14 protein-coding genes are annotated in these 17,575 nt (G+C 60.0%); 4 read left to right on the top strand and 10 right to left on the bottom strand.

Going from position 1 to position 17,575, the window contains the following annotated elements:
• Nucleotides 1-3 precede the first annotated feature (3 nt).
• The 3 genes from addB (at nucleotide 4) to trxA (ending at nucleotide 7,135) form a co-directional block, all read left to right on the top strand.
• Nucleotides 4-3,198, top strand: a complete 3,195-nt coding sequence (gene addB, locus ATY80_RS15220) for a double-strand break repair protein AddB (protein WP_088693202.1) — start codon at nucleotides 4-6, stop codon at nucleotides 3,196-3,198.
• Nucleotides 3,191-6,742, top strand: coding sequence for a double-strand break repair helicase AddA (addA, locus tag ATY80_RS15215; protein ID WP_088693201.1), 3,552 nt, complete (start codon nucleotides 3,191-3,193; stop codon nucleotides 6,740-6,742). Before addB ends, addA begins: the two co-directional genes overlap by 8 nt.
• A gap of 72 nt (nucleotides 6,743-6,814) precedes the next feature.
• A complete protein-coding gene (gene trxA, locus ATY80_RS15210) occupies nucleotides 6,815-7,135 on the top strand; it encodes a thioredoxin (protein WP_007528746.1) in 321 nt (106 codons plus the stop codon).
• A 47-nt stretch (nucleotides 7,136-7,182) separates the two neighbouring features.
• On the opposite strand, the gene ATY80_RS15205 is transcribed toward trxA, so the two are convergent.
• From ATY80_RS15205 to ATY80_RS15160, 10 genes are all read right to left on the bottom strand, one after another.
• Nucleotides 7,183-8,535, bottom strand: coding sequence for a folylpolyglutamate synthase/dihydrofolate synthase family protein (locus ATY80_RS15205; protein ID WP_088693200.1), 1,353 nt, complete (start codon nucleotides 8,533-8,535; stop codon nucleotides 7,183-7,185).
• A gap of 21 nt (nucleotides 8,536-8,556) precedes the next feature.
• A complete protein-coding gene (accD, locus tag ATY80_RS15200; RefSeq protein ID WP_088693199.1) occupies nucleotides 8,557-9,459 on the bottom strand; it encodes an acetyl-CoA carboxylase, carboxyltransferase subunit beta in 903 nt (300 codons plus the stop codon).
• Between the two features lie 39 nt (nucleotides 9,460-9,498).
• Entirely contained in the window at nucleotides 9,499-10,338 is an 840-nt protein-coding gene (trpA, locus tag ATY80_RS15195; protein WP_088693198.1) for a tryptophan synthase subunit alpha, read from the bottom strand.
• A gap of 3 nt (nucleotides 10,339-10,341) precedes the next feature.
• Nucleotides 10,342-11,562: a tryptophan synthase subunit beta gene (trpB, locus tag ATY80_RS15190; protein ID WP_088693197.1), complete on the bottom strand. Its 1,221-nt coding sequence runs from the start codon at nucleotides 11,560-11,562 to the stop codon at nucleotides 10,342-10,344.
• A gap of 2 nt (nucleotides 11,563-11,564) precedes the next feature.
• Complete coding sequence (locus tag ATY80_RS15185; protein ID WP_088693196.1) at nucleotides 11,565-12,233, bottom strand: phosphoribosylanthranilate isomerase; 669 nt, start codon at nucleotides 12,231-12,233, stop codon at nucleotides 11,565-11,567.
• A gap of 74 nt (nucleotides 12,234-12,307) precedes the next feature.
• Nucleotides 12,308-13,069, bottom strand: a complete 762-nt coding sequence (locus tag ATY80_RS15180; RefSeq protein ID WP_088693195.1) for a SprT family zinc-dependent metalloprotease — start codon at nucleotides 13,067-13,069, stop codon at nucleotides 12,308-12,310.
• Nucleotides 13,070-13,162: 93 nt separating this feature from the next.
• Nucleotides 13,163-13,597, bottom strand: a complete 435-nt coding sequence (locus ATY80_RS15175) for a DUF2852 domain-containing protein (RefSeq protein ID WP_088693194.1) — start codon at nucleotides 13,595-13,597, stop codon at nucleotides 13,163-13,165.
• Nucleotides 13,598-13,742: 145 nt separating this feature from the next.
• On the bottom strand, nucleotides 13,743-15,020 hold the full coding sequence (locus tag ATY80_RS15170; RefSeq protein WP_088693193.1) for a polyhydroxyalkanoate depolymerase: 1,278 nt from the start codon (nucleotides 15,018-15,020) through the stop codon (nucleotides 13,743-13,745).
• A gap of 207 nt (nucleotides 15,021-15,227) precedes the next feature.
• The gene (locus ATY80_RS15165; protein WP_088693192.1) at nucleotides 15,228-16,070 is read right to left on the bottom strand and encodes a fumarylacetoacetate hydrolase family protein; all 843 of its coding nucleotides are present in this window, start codon (nucleotides 16,068-16,070) and stop codon (nucleotides 15,228-15,230) included.
• A gap of 98 nt (nucleotides 16,071-16,168) precedes the next feature.
• The gene (locus ATY80_RS15160) at nucleotides 16,169-17,122 is read right to left on the bottom strand and encodes a glutathione S-transferase family protein (protein WP_088693191.1); all 954 of its coding nucleotides are present in this window, start codon (nucleotides 17,120-17,122) and stop codon (nucleotides 16,169-16,171) included.
• 146 nt (nucleotides 17,123-17,268) lie between these two features.
• On the opposite strand from ATY80_RS15160, the gene ATY80_RS15155 reads away from it, so the two are divergent.
• Nucleotides 17,269-17,565, top strand: a complete 297-nt coding sequence (locus ATY80_RS15155) for a DUF2218 domain-containing protein (protein ID WP_088693254.1) — start codon at nucleotides 17,269-17,271, stop codon at nucleotides 17,563-17,565.
• Nucleotides 17,566-17,575 lie beyond the last annotated feature (10 nt).

The following is a 17,575-nucleotide window of genomic DNA, read 5'->3' as shown; positions in this document are numbered from 1 at the left end:
CCGATGGTCGAGCAGCACCGGCCGAGGGTTTTGACCATCCCAGCAGGGCTTCCCTTCCTGAAGACCCTTGCCGAAAGCCTCTGTGACGGCAGGCTGACGCGCCGTTTCAGGTATGATCCCGACGACCCTCTGTCGCTTTCAAAGATGACCATCTATCTGCCGACGAGGCGCGCTGCACGCGTGCTCCGCTCCGAGTTCGTCGACCTTCTTGGCGGCCGATCGGCAATTTTGCCGGTCATCCGGCCGCTTGGCGAAACAGACGACGACAGCGGGTATTTCGATGAAGCCCTGCCGGCGACTTTGGATCTCGCGCAGCCGCTATCGAACACCGCCCGTCTGCTCGAGCTCGCACGCCTCATCCTTGCCTGGCGAAACAAACTGCCGGAGATCGTCCGCAGCATCCATTCCGATTCGCCACTCGTCGCGCCCGCGAGCCCTGCCGATGCCATTTGGCTTGCGCGCAATCTTGCGGAATTAATCGACGCCATCGAGACCGAAGATCGGGATTGGAGCGAACTGTCTTGCCTGAACGCGAAAGACTATGCGCTCTGGTGGCAGCTGACCGCCGAATTCCTGCAGATCGCCAGTGCTTTTTGGCCCGAAAGATTGAACGAGCTCGGCAAGTCGTCTCCCGCGAGGCACCGCAACGCTATCCTTCGTGCGGAAGCAAATCGCTTTGCGACAGTCCCCCCGATGGGACCCATCATCATTGCTGGATCGACGGGCTCGGTGCCTGCGACAGCCGACCTGATTGCGGCGGTGGCCAGTCTTCAGGATGGCGTCATCGTGCTGCCGGGTCTCGACCTCGGCATGTCCAAAAGGCATTGGCGATTGGTGGCGCCGGAAGATCGGAAAGATCAGCTGGCGGATCCGGCAAGCCGCAGCCACTCGCAATATGGCCTCGCTCAACTGCTGAAGCGACTGAACCTTACTCGCGACGACGTGATGCCGCTGGCGGAGCCAGCCGAGGACTTGCGGCAGCGCAGTGAAATCCTCTCGCATGCGCTCTCGCCGGCCGAAGCCACCAGTGATTGGGGCACGTGGAAGGCGGGCCTGTCCGATACGGCCATTTCTTCGGCATTCGCGGACGTCTCGCTGATCGAAGCGGGCAATGAACGAGAGGAGGCCACTGCCATCGCCATCGCGCTCCGCCTGGCGCTCGAACGCCCCGGCAAGGACGGCGAGAGCCGCGCGGCATTGATCACACCTGATCGAAATCTGGCGCGCCGCGTAACCACGGAATTGTCACGCTTCGGCATCGTTGCCGACGATTCCGCTGGCACCCCCCTGTCAGCGACACCGCAGGGAACATTGCTGCAACTGCTGCTCGAGGCAACGCTTCGCCCGGGCGATCCTGTCGCCATCGTGGGCTTGCTCAAGCATCCGCTGGCACACTTCGGGCTGGAGCGCAGCGCGCTTGTCCAGGCGGTAACGGCACTTGAGCTTCTGGCGCTGCGCGGTGGCGTCGCCGACGTCGACATCGCCGCACTGGAGCCGCTTCTCGAGCAACAGTTGTTGGAGCAGGCTTTGGATCGCCATGCGCCGCAATGGCGCAAAGCGCTCCCCGCCGATGCCATCGACCGTGCGCGGGAGCTTGCCCGCCGGGTTGCCGCGGCCACCGAACCGCTGGCATCCGCGCTTGTCAGAAGCCTGCCCGAAGAACGTGGCCTGACGACCAGCTTCGCGCTTTCCGACTGGGCAAGACGCACCGGGCGCGCGCTGGAGGCGGTAGCGAGCGACGAGCGTGGCGACCTTGCCGGGCTATGGTCGGGCGAGGCCGGTGACACGCTGGCCTCAATACTCGGCGAAGTCATCGAAACCGAAGGGCAGATCGACGCCAACGGTCCGCAGTGGATCGATATCGTCACGGCACTCTTGGCGGGACAGGCGGCAAAACCACGGGCGCTGAGCCATCCAAGACTGTTCATCTTCGGCACGCTGGAAGCGCGCCTCCAGAGTGTGGACACGCTCATCCTTGGAGGGCTGAACGAAGGATCGTGGCCGGGTCAGACGTCCAACAATCCCTTCGTCTCCCGCACGATGAAGACGGAGATTGGCCTGGAGCCACCGGAGCGGCGAATCGGCCAACTGGCTCACGATTTTGAAATGGCGAATGGGACGCGTCATCTCATCTACTCGCGCGCCCTCAGACAAGGTTCGACGCCGACGGTCGCGTCGCGCTGGCTGCAACGACTGCTTGCCTTGGGCGGTAAGGCGTTCGAAGCCGAACTCAAAAGCCGCGGTGACAGCTTTGTGCACTGGGCAAACCTGGTTGACCAAGGCGACCGACAGGCGCCCGCGCAGCGTCCAAGTCCGACGCCGCCGCGGGAGATGCAGCCGAAGTCGTACTCGTTCAGTGAAGTCGGGCGCTTGCGCCGCGACCCTTATGCGATCTATGCGCGCCGCGTTCTGCGGCTTGATCCCGTCGCGCCGTTCAACCGAGATCCTGGCGCCGCAGAGCGCGGAACGCTCTATCACAAGATCATCGACCGCTTCGTACGCGAAGGCCACGTCGCCGGAACACGCGCAGCGGAAACGGCGATGGAGATTATTCTGACCGAGCTTTTCGATACGGAGCAGCTCCCCGCGCACATTGATGCAGTTTGGCGTCCGCGTTTCCGGGAAGTTGCCCGCTCGTTTCTTGAGTGGGAGGCGGAGCGACAGCCAGGCATTCGAAGAACGCTGACAGAGGTGCGTGGCGGTGTCGAGTTGGAGCCCATCAATATCCGGCTCAGCGGCGTCGCCGACCGGATCGATATCACAGGAACAGGCACTGCGGACATCATCGATTACAAGACTGGGCATAATCCCTCGCCGGCTCAGGCACGTGCACTTCTCGATCCCCAGTTGGCGCTTGAGGCGGCCGCGCTCAACGCCGGCGCCTTCCGGGATGTGGGTAGTCTGGTTCCACAGGATCTTCTCTATGTGCGTTTGCGGCCGGGAAATCGATTCGACGTCGATAAGGTCAACAACGAGACATCGGCCAGGAGCGACAAGGCGAAGTCGGCGATGGATCTGGCCGCGGACTCGATCGACCAATTAGTAAAGTTCGTGTCGCTTCTACAGTCGGGCGAGAAGGGCTTCACCTCGCGGCTCGTGCCGGCACAACAGTTTGACTTCGGTGGCGACTACGATCACCTGGCACGCGTGTCCGAATGGTCAGCTGCCGAAAGCGAAGAGGCAACCGGCGATGAATGACGAACCATCATTGCCCGAGGACGACGATCCCCTCGCCTGGACGAGTTGGACGACGATCCAGCAATCGATTGCATCCGATCCGCAACGCTCCGCCTGGGTTTCGGCGAACGCCGGCTCCGGAAAGACTCACGTTCTGACGCAGCGCGTCATTCGGCTGCTGCTTGCCGGAGCGCGGCCGTCGGCAATCCTCTGCCTCACCTATACAAAGGCAGCGGCCTCGGAAATGTCGAACCGCGTCTTCGAGCGGCTCGCAGAGTGGGCCGTTCTGCCGGACGACGAGCTTGAAGAGCGGATCGCGCGGATCGAGGGCAAGGCGCCGGATGCCCTGAAGCGTGCGGAAGCAAGGCGGCTTTTTGCCAAAGCGCTCGAGACACCAGGCGGCCTGAAGATCCAGACCATTCACGCATTTTGCGAGGCCTTGCTGCATCAGTTTCCACTGGAAGCCAACGTGGCCGGGCACTTTTCGGTGCTCGATGATCGCGCAGCCGCAACGCTCTTGGCGGATGCACGGCGATCCCTCCTCACCGCGACGACACCAGGGGATGATTCGGCGCTCGCCGAGGCCTTTGGCTATGTCCTCAATCTCGGCGATGAATCGGGGCTGGAAAATCTGCTGGAAGAGATCATTGCCAATCGCAACGCGATCCAGACCTTTACGCGAGATGCAGAACGCAAAGGCGGTCTCGATGCCGTGCTGCGCAAGAAGCTTCGCCTTTCCGCCAATGACACGACAACTGGAATCGCCGAGGAATACTGGCCGCTTCCGGGCCTGCGCGGCAGTGTACTCGACCTGTATTTGGATGTTGCCGGCCAGAAGGGTGGCGCCAAGGCGCAGGATATCGCAGCCGGCTTAAGGTCGGCAGCACGCGAGCGCGAACCGACACGCCGCGCTTCGCTGCTGGAGAAGATCTTCCTGACTGGCAAGGGAGAACCGAAGGCGGATTCGCAGTTTGTCGTGAAGGCGATGTTGAACGAAGCGCCCGAACTCGTTGATGCTCTGGCAACGGCGCGAGCGCACGTCGTGTTGTGCCGAGATCGGTTGAAAACGGCGCGTATGTACGAGGCAACGCGCGCGGCGCTGATCCTCGCAGACCGTCTCAACAAGGATTATGACGACCTCAAGAAACAGCGCAGCCAACTCGATTTCGAGGATCTGATAACGCGGACCGCCGAGCTCTTGAACAAGAGCGATGTCGGCCCGTGGATCCACTACAAGCTCGACCAGGGCATCGATCATATTCTCGTCGACGAAGCGCAGGATACGAGCCCGATCCAGTGGAGCGTCATCCAATCGCTGGCCGAAGACTTCTTTTCAGGCGAAAGCGCCCGCAATGCGGTGCGAACCCTGTTTGCCGTTGGCGATGAAAAGCAATCCATCTACTCGTTCCAGGGCGCTCGTCCCGAGCGCTTCTCGGAGGAAAGCCAGCAGACGCGCCGGCGCGTCTCCCAAAGCGGACTCGCCTTCTCGACGGTCCGGCTTCCGCTCTCGTTCCGATCGACCTCGGATGTCCTCGCCGCCGTCGACCATATCTTCACGCCGGCCGAAAATGCTCGTGGGCTGAGCGCGACGGGCGAGCCGGTGGTTCATCGTTCCAACCGCATCGGCCACCCCGGCGCAGTCGACCTCTGGGAGATGGTCGCGCCTGAGGTGGCGATCAAGGAAGAAGACTGGACCGCACCTTTTGATGCGACGCCGGAGAGTGCCCCGCCATCCATTCTCGCGCGTCGCATCGCTCATGCGATTGGCAATCTGGTGGGTAGGGAAACCATTGTCGAGAAGGGCAAAGAGAGGCTGATCGAGGCCGGCGATATCCTCGTCCTCGTGCGCAAGCGCGACGCTTTCGTCAACGCATTGACACGTGCGCTGAAGCGGCGTGGCGACATACCGGTTGCCGGCGCCGATCGCCTGCGCCTGACAAGCCACATCGCAGTTCAGGACCTCGTGGCGCTCGGCCGCTTCCTGCTACTGCCCGAAGATGACCTTTCCCTGGCCGCGCTCATGAAGAGCCCGCTTCTCGATCTGAGCGAAGAGGACGTGTTTGCAGTTGCCGCGCTTCGTTCGGAGGGCGAGAGTGCGTGGGTGCATGTGCAGAAGTTCGCCGCCGACGGCAGTGCGCGCTTCGAGACGGCGGTCTCGCGCCTCAAGCTTTTCCTGGATGAATCCAAGAGCCTGTCGGTCCACGACTTCTATGCGCGCGTTCTCGGATGCCACGGCGGGCGACGACAATTCCTTGCCCGGCTTGGAACCGAGGTGAGCGATATTCTCGATGAATTCTTGACGTTCGCGCTCGATCACGAAAGTTCGGGCCTGCCCGGTCTGCAATCCTTCATATCGACGCTTGAGATCGAAGCGCCAGAGGTAAAACGCGAGCAGGACAAGGGTCGCAACGAGGTCCGGATCATGACCGTGCACGCATCAAAGGGCCTTGAGGCACCGATCGTGTTCCTTGTCGATGGTGGATCCAAAGCCTTCACGCACTCGCACATGCCTAAACTTCGGCTGCTGGAGCAGGAGCAGGGCGAACCGCCCATGCCAGCCTGGGTTCCGCTCGGCGATCTCAGCAACTCCCTCACCCAGGCCGACGCGACGCGCATACAGGCGTTGGCGGAACAGGAATACCGGCGCCTGCTCTACGTTGCGATGACCCGAGCTGCCGACCGGCTCACCGTCTGCGGCTATAGGGGCGTCCGGCCCAACACCGACACCTGGCATGCGATGATTTCCGCCGCGATGACAGACAGCCACCCGCACGTGTCGGCAGCGACATTTTCTGGACCGGACGGTAGCTGGGCTGGTATCGAATGGCGGGTTCCGCGAGTCGAGCGGAGCTTTGAACGGCTGGGACGCATCGAACAGACCGCCAGACAAGAGTCCATCCCGGCGGGCCTCGACAGGCCGCTGCCGTCGCGCAAGCAACTGCCTCGCCCGCTGAGCCCATCCGGTGTGGGAACGATCGTTGATGATGGGGCAGACGATCTCCTAGTCGCCTCCCCGCTTTTTGCTGAAAAAGCCAAGCCCGATCGCTCCCTGCAGAAGGGACGGCTTCTCCACCGTATGCTGCAGATGCTGCCGGACGTGCCGCATAGCGAGCAGGCGGATGCGGCCATGCGCTACGCCAGACGCGCCGCGTCTCGCTGGCCGGAGGCCGAGCGACAGCAACTGGTCGATTCAGTATTGAGACTGTTGCGTGACCCTAGCCTTGAGCCGGTGTTCTCTACCCATGCGCAGGCGGAAGTCTCGGTCATGGGCACGCTGGCGATCGGCGGAGTGGATCACGCCGTCTCGGGCCGCGTCGATCGGATGGCTGTGTTCGACGATCGCGTCGTCGTACTCGACTACAAGACCAATCGCGTCCCGCCGCAGACCGCAGAGACGATCTCTTTTGCCCACAAGGCGCAGCTCGCCATCTATCGAGAGATCCTGGCGCCGCTCTATCCTGGCAAGCGCATCGATTGCGTGCTCGTCTACACCGAAAACGGTTCCGTTCACACGCTGACGCCGGATGCTCTGGCGTCGGCGCTTGCGCAACTCGAGACAAAGTGAAATACCGGACATTGAAATTCCCGCACCGCACGCTCACATGTGCTTCAACAGGAATCCCTAAAGGAGCAGCCTATGGCTACCGTAAAAGTCGATATCAACAACTTCCAGTCGGAAGTTCTGGAATCCGCAGAACCCGTCGTCGTCGATTTCTGGGCTGAATGGTGCGGCCCGTGCAAGATGATCGCCCCCAGCCTCGAGGAACTCGCCGTCGAGTTTCAGGGCAAGGTGAAGGTCGCCAAGCTCAACATCGATGAGAACCCGGAACTTGCCGCTCAGTTTGGCGTCCGTTCCATTCCGACGCTTGCCATGTTCAAGGCCGGCGAAGTTGCTGACATCAAGGTTGGCGCTGCCCCAAAGACCGCTCTTTCGAGCTGGATCTCCAGCGCCGCCTAATTTGTCCATAAACAGAAGAAGAAGCCCGGCATTTGACCGGGCTTTTTTTATTTCGGGGGTGTGCCGTTGTCAGCAAGAACATCGCCGACGAGATAGAGAGAACCGCCGATCAGGATGCGCGGCGGATGGGCCTGTTCGAAAGCGCCTTCTTTGATTGCCTCCAACGCGTCGCTGACGGTCGACATCGGTTCCGCGACGAGGCCGGCATCATAGGCGGCATTCGCGAGGATAACCGGATCGATCATCGCGTCGCTGCCACGAATCGGCACGCAATAGACCTTCTCCGCCAAGCCCTTGAAAGCCTTGAAATAGCCCACCGGATCCTTGGTGTTGATCATGCCGATGATCAGAAAGAGCGGCCGCGGCTGCTTTTCCTCGAAATTCGCCATTGCTTCGGCGATGACTTCGCCGGCGCCGGGATTGTGGCCGCCATCGACCCAGATTTCCGCCTTTGCCGGAGCATTGGCCATCAGGTGTCCGTCGCCCAGACGCTGAAGACGACCAGGCCATTCGACCGACAGCAGCGCCTTTTCCATCATCGTTTCGGTGACCGTGAAGCCGGCAGCCTTGACAGCGCGGATCGCCGCAGCGGCATTGGCATACTGGTGGCGGCCGGGAAGCCGCGGCAGCGGAAGATCCGCGAGACCGAACTCATCCTGGTAGACGAGCCGCCCATACTCCTCGTGCGCCATGTAGTCCTGACCAAAGACGGCCGTCGGGCAGTTTAGCCGTTCGGCGGTCGACATCAGCACGTCGAGCGCGGCATCATATTCCTGCTTGCCGATGACAACGGGATGCCCGCGTTTCATGATGCCGGCCTTCTCCGCCGCGATCAGCTCAACGCGATCACCAAGGTAAGGCTGATGGTCTAGCGAGATCGGCATGATGACCGAAACGGCGGGATCGGAGATGACGTTCGTCGCATCGAACCGGCCGCCGAGGCCAACCTCGATAATGGCGGCATCAGCCGGATGCTCTGAAAACAAAATGAAGGTGACAGCCGTCAGGATCTCGAAAACAGTGATCTTCTGTCCATCATTGGCAGCCGCGACACGTCGCACGGCCTCGGCAAAAACGGCATCATCCACCAACTGCCCGCGACCGCCTGTGACACCGATCCTATAGCGTTCGTGCCAGTTTACGAGATGCGGAGAAGTATGGACATGGGCGCTGTAGCCGCCAGCTTCCAGCAGGGCGCGGCTAAAGGCCGTCACCGAGCCCTTGCCGTTCGTGCCAGCCACATGAATGACGGGCGGCAGCTTCTTCTGCGGATCACCAAGAACGGAAAGCAGGCGGGTAATACGGTCCAGGGACAGATCAAAGCCCTTGGGATGCAATCCCATGAGCTTATCGATTTCCTGCGCTGCTTCGCTCACTACGGCTTGGCCCCTTGGTATCATCGCGCGACCCGCCTAATTGGATCAGGCGCTCGCGGCTATCGCGAGCGTCCCGCTTTCCTTGTTGAGGTTTGCCGCAGGCTTCTTGGTCAGGATTTTCAGGACACGCGCCAGCGTATCCGGAATATCGTGGCGCTTGACCACCATATCGACCATGCCGTGTTCCAGCAGGTATTCCGACGTCTGGAAGCCTTCCGGTAGCTTTTCGCGGATCGTCTGCTCAATGACGCGCTTGCCGGCAAAGCAGATTTCCGCGCCAGGCTCTGCAAGATGCAGATCGCCGAGCATCGCATAAGACGCTGTAACACCACCCGTGGTCGGGTTTGTCAGAACGACGATGTAGGGAAGTCCCGCTTCCTTCAGCATGTCGACGGCAACCGTCGTGCGCGGCAGCTGCATGAGCGACAGGATACCTTCCTGCATGCGAGCCCCGCCCGAAGCAGGGAACATGACCAGCGGGCATTTTTCGGCGATGGCGCGCTCGAATGCCTTCACGATTGCCTCACCGGCCGCAATGCCGAGCGAACCGCCCATGAAGTTGAACTCATGAACAACAGCCACGAGCTTCAGGCCACGAACCTTGCCGACACCGGAAACGATCGTGTCTTCCTGCTCGGTCTTGATGCGGCTGTCCTTCAGGCGATCCGTATATTTCTTGGAATCGCGAAACTTCAGCGGGTCCTGCGCGACCTTCGGCTGGACAAGCGCTTCATAGGCACCGTCATCGAAAAGATCGGCAAGGCGAGCCTTAGCCGGCATCTTCATGTGATAGCCGGAGGCCGGAATGACCCACTTATTGTCTTCCAGATCCTTGTGGAAGACCATCTCACCCGTTTCCGGGCACTTGATCCAGAGGTTCTCCGGCACTTCGCGGCGGCCCAGCATGGAATTGATGCGGGGGCGGACGTAGTTGGTGATCCAGTTCAAGTCGAAAACTCCTGATTGACTCTTGCCAATGTGGGGAAACTATTCGGCAGCAACAAGGCGCGCCGAACGTGTACCCGTTGACAGTCCACGAACAAGCGTGGCGACGGCCTGGACGGTATCGGCGGTCGCCTTCCCATCCTTGGTGAGGCTCGTTGCCACCTGATTGACGATTGCGGTGCCGACAACGACGCCATCGGCCGAGCTGCCGATGACCTTTGCATGGTCGGCGGTCTTGACGCCGAAGCCGACGCAAACCGGCAGATTGGTATGCTGCTTGATGCGCTTGACGGCACCCGATACGAGCGAGGGATCCGGTAGCGCCGACCCGGTGATACCGTTCATCGAGACGTAGTAGACGAAACCGGACGTGTTCCGCAGAACGGTCAGCAAACGCTTCTCGTCGGTCGTCGGTGTTGCCAGACGAATAAAATTGATCCCCTTCTTGAGGGCGGGGATGCAGAGTTCGTCATCCATTTCAGGCGGAAGATCGACGACGATCAGGCCATCGATACCGGCCGCCAGCGCGTCATCCAGGAACTTCTCCACGCCATAGATGTAGATCGGGTTGTAGTATCCCATCATCACGATCGGCGTCGCGTCATCGGTCTTGCGGAAATCGGCGGCGAGCTGCAGCGTCTTCTTCAGCGTCTGGCCACTCTTGAGCGCGCGCTGGCCAGCCATCTGGATCGCCGGGCCGTCGGCCATCGGATCGGAGAAAGGCATTCCGAGCTCGATGACATCGGAACCCGCCTCCGGCAGCGCCTTCATGATGCCGAGCGAGGTTTCGTAGTCCGGATCACCGCCCATGAAATAGGTAACGAGTGCCGGCCGGCCTTCCGCCTTCAGATCGGCGAAGCGTTTGTCCATACGTGCGGTCATGACTTACTCACCCATTCCCAGAATCTTGCCGACAGTGAAGATGTCTTTGTCGCCGCGGCCGGAGAGGTTCATCAGGATGATCTCGTCCTTGCCCATCTTCGGGGCGCGCTTGATGACTTCGGCCAGTGCGTGCGACGGCTCCAGCGCCGGAATAATGCCTTCGAGGCGGGTGAGCGTCTGGAAGGCTTCAAGCGCCTCGTGGTCCATGATCGGGACGTATTCGACGCGACCGATGTCGTTCAGGTAGGAATGCTCAGGGCCGATGCCGGGGTAATCGAGACCAGCGGAAATCGAGTGGCCTTCCTTGATCTGGCCGTCGCCGTCCTGCAGCAGGTAGGTTCGGTTGCCGTGAAGAACACCGGGCGAACCCGCGGTGATCGAGGCGCAATGCTCGTCGCCACTCAGGCCCTTGCCGCCAGCTTCGACGCCGACAATCTTGACGCTTTCGTCATCAAGGAACGGATGGAAGATGCCGATCGCGTTCGAACCGCCGCCGACGGCAGCGATGACGAGATCCGGCAGGCGTCCTTCGGCTTCCAGGATTTGCTGACGAGCTTCCGTGCCGATGACGGCCTGGAAATCGCGGACCATTTCCGGATAGGGATGCGGGCCGGCGGCCGTCCCGATCAGGTAGTAGGTGTCGTCGACGTTGGTGACCCAGTCGCGCAGCGCCTCGTTCATGGCATCCTTCAGCGTGCCGTGGCCGGCAGTCACCGGCTTTACTTCAGCACCGAGGAGCTTCATTCGGAACACGTTCGGCGCCTGACGCTCGACGTCGGTTGCGCCCATGTAAACGACGCAGGGAAGGCCGAAACGGGCAGCGACGGTTGCGGAGGCAACACCATGCTGGCCGGCGCCGGTTTCGGCGATGATCCTCGTCTTGCCCATACGCTTGGCAAGCAGGATCTGGCCAATGCAGTTGTTGATCTTGTGCGAGCCGGTGTGGTTCAGCTCTTCGCGCTTGAAGTAGATCTTCGCGCCGCCGAGCTCAGCCGTCAGACGCTCAGCGAAATAGAGCGGGCTCGGGCGGCCAATATAATGGGTGCCAAGCTGCTTCAGCTCTGCCTGAAATTCCGGATCGTCCTTTGCCTTGTTCCACTCGTCCTGCAGGTCGAGGATCAAAGGCATCAGCGTCTCGGCGACGAAACGGCCGCCGTAAATGCCGAAACGGCCATCTTCGTCAGGGCCGGAACGGAAGGAATTCGGTTTTGGCGTCTGGTTCACTCTCAACTCCCTGAGGCCGTTTCGGGCTGACAGGCCCATTCGACCGCATCGAAAAACTCATCGATCATTGCCACGTCCTTGACGCCCGGCACGCTTTCGACACCGGAGGACGCATCGATCCCGGGCGCCTTTGTTATGGCGAGCGCCTCGGCAATGTTAGCTTTGTTCAAGCCACCGGAAAGCATGTAATCCACTCTGTCGTCAAGCCAAGAGAGCAGGCTCCAATCGAAGGAAACCCCGTTGCCGCCGGGTAAATCCGATCCCTTCGGAGGCTTGGCATCGAAGAGGAAACGATCGGCAATGCCGATATAGGCCTCCACTCGCTTCAGATCATCGGCCGTCCGCACGGAGAAAGCCTTCATGACCGGCAGCCCATACACCGCCTTGATGGTCAAAACGCGCTCCGGGCTCTCGTCGCCATGCAATTGAAGAATATCGGGCTTCAAGAGTGCCACGATCTCATCGAGGTCGTCGTTGCTTGGATTGACGGTGACAGCAACGATCTTGGCTTTGCCGCGCGCCGGCTCCGCCAGCTTGCCCGCGATATCGGGCTCGACATAACGCGGGCTCTTTTCAAAGAAGATGAAGCCGATATGAGTGGCACCCCGCGCCAGGGCGCGATCGATCGTTTCGGCCGTCTTCAGCCCACAGATTTTGATATCCGGTTTCATGGCAGCGGAGTGACACGAAAAGCGCTTGGAGTCGAGCCAAATCGCGACAAAAGCTGAATTTTGCGAGGCTTTGGTCAGTCGAATTCGATGGCGTGAAGCTGGCTGCCATGGCGCTTCAACCAGGCCTTCGCCTCTTCCATGTGCGGACAGAGCTTCGTGCAGAGCGCCCAGAAGCGCGGTCCATGGTTCATCTCCCTGAGATGGGCCACTTCATGGGCCGCCAGATAGTCGACGACGGACGGCGGCGCCATGACGATGCGCCAGGAAAAGCTCAAATTTCCCTCCGACGAACAGGACCCCCAGCGGCTGCGGGTATCCTTCATGGAAATCGACCTGATCGGTGCGCTGATCGAACGGGCATGCAGCGTTGCCAGCCGTTCTAGGTCCGCCCTCGCCTCCTTTTTCAGGAAGGTTGCTATGCGGCGTCCGAGATGCTCGGGCATGCCACTGACCTTCAAGACAGGCTTGCCATCGACCACAATCGCTTCCGTCAGTCCGCGAAGGCTGCCCGTGTGATGAATATGGTGCGACACGCCACGAAAGAGGATGATGCCTCCGTCATGCAAGCCGGAGTCCGCTGAGAACTTGGCAAGCTTGGTGAGCAACCAACCCTGATGACGGTCCAGAAACGCGTTCACCTCACGCTGAGCCAGTCCGCTCGGGATCGTCATCTTCAGAGCACGACCACCGGGTTCGATGCGCAACGTGATACGGGTCGCCCGCTCGTGCTGCTTGATCGTCAACGGCATCAGGCGGCCAGCCACATCGAGCGTCCGGGTCTCGGGCGGAGCGGGCTTCCGGGCACTGCGACGTGGCTTTGCAAGGAGCGGGAACATGGGAATTTTCTATATGATTCGCGGGAATTCTTTGCAAAGAAAAGCCGGCATCATCGATGCCGGTTCAAGTTTCAGTGCTGAACAGTGCTGGAATTAGGGAGTCTGGTATTCTGCTACCGGCCCGTTGTCGTCACGCTTGGCGTTCTTACGATCGCGCATGAAGCGGTCAAACTCTTCCTGGTCCTTGGCGCGGCGCAGCTCGCGTACGTAAGAATCGAATTCCTCACGCATCTCATCAAGCTTGCGGCGTTCCTCTTCCAGCCGGTCGAGCTCGGCCTTGCGCCAATCATCGAAAGCGACATTGCCCGTCGAGAAATGCGGGCGATAGCGGCCATGCGAACGTCGGCAGCCGGCAAAGAATCCATCGGCGGCGCTGTTGGCGTCGCGCTTGAAACCGCGCAGACGCTCCCCGAAGATGATGTAGGCGAGCATGGCGAGACCCAGAGGCCAGAAAACCACGAAGCCGAGGATCATCAGGGCAATGGTAGCCGGAGTCCAATCCGGGCGAAGCAATGCTGACTGGTTCATCGTGCGGTGTCCTCGCATTTTCCGCGTCCGGCGAGATACCGAACGCTGGAATCGATGTGGTTACACCCCTGGCCCGCTTCAAGGCGAGGCGTGTCCAAATCGGACAACGCATTGAAATGAAATCACTAATTCAGGCGACCCTAAATTAACTGGATTTTCCGCCCTTGATAACCCTCTTTACGACAGGCTTTCCTGTCCGCGCGTGTTCCTTCACGAAGTTGACGATGCGCGGCGCGATTTCCCTGCGGAAGCGAGAGCCGTTGAAGACGCCGTAGTGGCCGACATCGGGCTGCAGATAGTGCATGCGCATATTTTCGGGAATGTTGACACAGATCGTCTGCGCGGCCCTTGTCTGGCCGACGCCGGAGATATCGTCGTTCTCCCCTTCTACCGTGAGAAGTGCCACGTTGCGGATCGCAGTAGGATCGACGAGCTTGCCACGGTGGAGGAGTTCGCCCTTCGGCAGGGAGTGCTTGATGAACACCTGGTCGACCGTCTGAAGGTAAAACTCTGCCGTCAAATCCATGACGGCGAGATATTCGTCGTAGAAGTCACGGTGCTTTTCGGCCGGCTCGCCATCGTTCTTCACAAGGTGCATGAAGAATTCCTTGTGCGCTATCACGTGCCGATCGAGGTTCATCGACATGAAGCCGGACAATTGCAGGAAGCCGGGGTAGACCGGGCGCATGAAGCCCGGCTGCGGCCAAGGCACGTTCATGATGACATTATCCGCAAACCACTCCAGCGACCGTTCCTTGGCAAGCTGGTTGACAGCTGTCGGATTGATGCGTGTGTCGATCGGCCCGCCCATCAGGGTCATCGAGGAAGGCGAGAACGGGTCGTTCTCCGCTTCCATCACGGCAGCGGCCGCGAGGACCGGCACGGAAGGCTGACAGACCGCAATCACATGCGTATCCGGACCGAGGAAGCGCAGCATCTCGATGACATAGTCGACGTAGTCGTCAAAATCGAAGGTGCCTTCCGTCATCGGCACCATACGGGCATCTATCCAGTCCGTGATGTAGATGTCGGCGCTTGGCAGCAGCGCTTCGACCGTACCACGCAGCAGCGTCGCATAGTGACCGGACATGGGCGCCACGATAAGTATGCGGGGATCGGGTGCATGACCGCTTGGAACGTTGCGCGCGAAATGGAGCAGATTGCAGAAGGCCCGCGACCATACGATCTCTTCCCGCACCGCAACCTTTCGGTCGCCAATGACGGTATCGGTCAGATCAAACGAAGGCTTGCCGTAGCGACGGGTCGTACGCTCGAACATTTCGAGACTTGCCGCCACCGTACGCCCCCAGGGCGTCTGCGAAATTGGATTGAACGGATTGGCATAGACCATGCGCATGATATCGGCGAAAGCACGATATGGCGCCAATGCAGCATGGTTCAATTCATAAAGCTGATAAAACATGAGATGCGCCACCTTTCTCTAATCTGGAAGACGACGCCGATTGAAAAGGGCACGGGATTCCTTCCAACGACGTGCTGGCACCTTAACGCAGATTAACAGGTTTTTGTTGCGCAGCAACATTGCCATCCGCACCGCAAAAAGAAATGCCGAGGAAATCTCCCCCGGCATGATGGTGCGCTCGAATGTTTAATGATCGCAGAACGGACCTCAGCGATCGGCCAGGAAGGTCTGCTTTTGCGTGCCCAAACCTTCGATACCGAGCTCCACGACATCGCCAGCCTTGAGGAAACGCGGCGGCTTCATGCCCATGCCGACGCCCGGGGGCGTGCCCGTCGAGATCACGTCGCCCGGATGCAGTGACATGAACTGGCTGAGGTAGGACACCACAAAGGCTACGCCATAAACCATCGTTTTCGACGAGCCGTTCTGCATGGTTTCGCCATTAACCTTCAGCCACATGCCGAGGTTTTGCGGGTCGGCGATCTCGTCCTTGGTCACGAGCCAGGGGCCGATCGGACCGAACGTGTCGCAGGACTTTCCCTTGGTCCACTGGCCGGCGCGCTCGGTCTGGAAGGCACGCTCCGAGACGTCGTGGGAAACGCAGTAGCCGGCAACATAATCAAGCGCGTCGGCTTCGCTGACATACTTCGCTGTCTTACCGATGACGACACCGAGTTCCACTTCCCAATCGGTCTTCTCCGAGCCGCGAGGGATAAAGACATTGTCGTTCGGGCCCACGATCGCCGATGTCGCCTTCATGAAGATGACGGGCTCCGGCGGCACGGTAGCTCCGGTTTCGGCAGCGTGATCGGAGAAATTGAGGCCGATGCAGATGAACTTTCCGGTGCCGGCAACACAGGCGCCAATGCGACCCGGTGCAAGTTCGGGCAGGCCCTTCGGATCGACAGCCTTCAGCTTAGCCAGGCCCTCAGGTGAGATCGCATCGCCGCCAATGTCCGAAACGTGCGCCGACAGATCGCGGATCTTGCCATCGGAATCGAGTATCGCCGGCTTTTCGCGACCAACCTCTCCAACACGCATAAGCTTCATGACATTTCCTCCTCAGCAAGATCGACGCTTTATTGATCACCTATGAACGAGATATTCACCGGTGTCATTATGGCTTTTTGCCGAAGCGGTACGCTCCTTCAGAAAATTTCGCCCAGATCGGGTCCTGCCGGTACGATTCTCGTCGGGTTGAGGCTTTCGATCGAATAGTAGCCGCGCTTGATATGGTCGAAATTGACCGTTTCGGCGATACCCGGCCAGTCGAGCATCCGCCGGCAGAAGCGGCGAAGATTGGCGTAGTCGGAAAGACGCCGCAGATTGCATTTGAACAGCCCGTGATAGGCGACATCGAAGCGCGCCAGCGTCACAAATAGGCGAATGTCGCTCTCGGTCGGGTGATCGGCAAACAAGAAGGGCCGAGCGCCGAGCTCTTTCTCCACCCAGTCGAGGCACTCGAATACGCCGGCAAACGCTTCCTCATAGGCAAGCTGTGTGGTGGCAAAGCCTGCACGGTAGACGCCGTTGTTGAGGCTCGAATAGATCCGCTCGTTGAAAGCATCGATCTCAGGACGATGAGCAATGGGATAAAGATCAATCGGATTGCGAGCAAGATCGTCGAAACCGTCATTCATCATCCGCAGGATGTCAGATGACTCGTTGTTGACGATCGTCTGCAACTGTTTGTCCCAGAGCACGGGCACTGTCGCGCGCCCGGTAAAATCCGGCGCTGCGCTGGTATAGATCTCATGCATATAGGTTGCGCCCTGGATATGGTCCTGCGTTGCCCCCTGATAATCGCCGAACCGCCAGCCCTGCTTCGTCAATGCGGGCTCGACGATGGAAACCGAGATGGCCGATTCGAGCCCCTTCAGCTTTCTGCCGATCAGTGTTCGCGACGCCCAAGGGCAGATGTAGGCGACGTAGAGGTGGTAGCGCCCCGTCTCGGCTTTAAAGCCGCCTTCTCCCGTGGGGCCTGCAGCACCGTCCCGCGTTACCCAATTGCGGAAGCTAGACGTCTGGCGAACAAAGCCGCCCTTCTCATCCTTCGCCTGTACCGGCTGCCAATCTTCCGTCCATTTGCCATTTACGAGCAAGACGCTTTCCTCTGATTGCTGATTTTGGGCAAACTTAGCGTGCTTTTACGCGAGCGGGAGGCCACCATTGTTGAAACAGATTGTCCACCGACCGCGGAGCAAAGCTCGCTTGCCAAGTCGATTGGATGGGGCCTAAGACAGGCGAGATGGAGCTTGATATGCCTGTTTCAACATCTACGGTCGCTACCACACACGCCAGCAAATATCTTCAGCAACTCTGCAAGCACTGGGGCCACAAGTTTGCCGTGGAATTCACGGCAGAGCATGGTCGCGTGCCCTTCAGTGACACCGCGGAGGTGACGTTTGTGGCCGATGCGGCTGCGCTTCATGTGACGCTATCGGTCGCCGAGCTGTCACAGCTTGAGCGATATGAGACTGTCGTCGCCGACCATTTGAAGCGATTTGCTTTCCGTGAAGAGCTCCAGATTACTTGGAATGCCTGACAAACCACAC

Source organism: Rhizobium sp. R711 (genome assembly GCF_002211365.1).
GTDB lineage: Bacteria > Pseudomonadota > Alphaproteobacteria > Rhizobiales > Rhizobiaceae > Rhizobium.
Note: the sequence above shows the minus strand (reverse complement) of the source record. Positions and strands in the feature narration are given on the sequence as shown.

Bases quoted from the DNA above. Each gene is read 5' to 3' on its own strand.
- addB (WP_088693202.1), top strand. From the start codon at position 4: ATGGTCGAGCAGCACCGGCCGAGGGTTTTGACCATCCCAGCAGGGCTT.
- addA (WP_088693201.1), top strand. From the start codon at position 3,191: ATGAATGACGAACCATCATTGCCCGAGGACGACGATCCCCTCGCCTGG.
- trxA (WP_007528746.1), top strand. From the start codon at position 6,815: ATGGCTACCGTAAAAGTCGATATCAACAACTTCCAGTCGGAAGTTCTG.
- ATY80_RS15205 (WP_088693200.1), bottom strand. From the start codon at position 8,535: ATGATACCAAGGGGCCAAGCCGTAGTGAGCGAAGCAGCGCAGGAAATC.
- trpA (WP_088693198.1), bottom strand. From the start codon at position 10,338: ATGACCGCACGTATGGACAAACGCTTCGCCGATCTGAAGGCGGAAGGC.
- ATY80_RS15185 (WP_088693196.1), bottom strand. From the start codon at position 12,233: ATGAAACCGGATATCAAAATCTGTGGGCTGAAGACGGCCGAAACGATC.
- ATY80_RS15180 (WP_088693195.1), bottom strand. From the start codon at position 13,069: ATGTTCCCGCTCCTTGCAAAGCCACGTCGCAGTGCCCGGAAGCCCGCT.
- ATY80_RS15175 (WP_088693194.1), bottom strand. From the start codon at position 13,597: ATGAACCAGTCAGCATTGCTTCGCCCGGATTGGACTCCGGCTACCATT.
- ATY80_RS15170 (WP_088693193.1), bottom strand. From the start codon at position 15,020: ATGTTTTATCAGCTTTATGAATTGAACCATGCTGCATTGGCGCCATAT.
- ATY80_RS15165 (WP_088693192.1), bottom strand. From the start codon at position 16,070: ATGAAGCTTATGCGTGTTGGAGAGGTTGGTCGCGAAAAGCCGGCGATA.
- ATY80_RS15155 (WP_088693254.1), top strand. From the start codon at position 17,269: ATGGAGCTTGATATGCCTGTTTCAACATCTACGGTCGCTACCACACAC.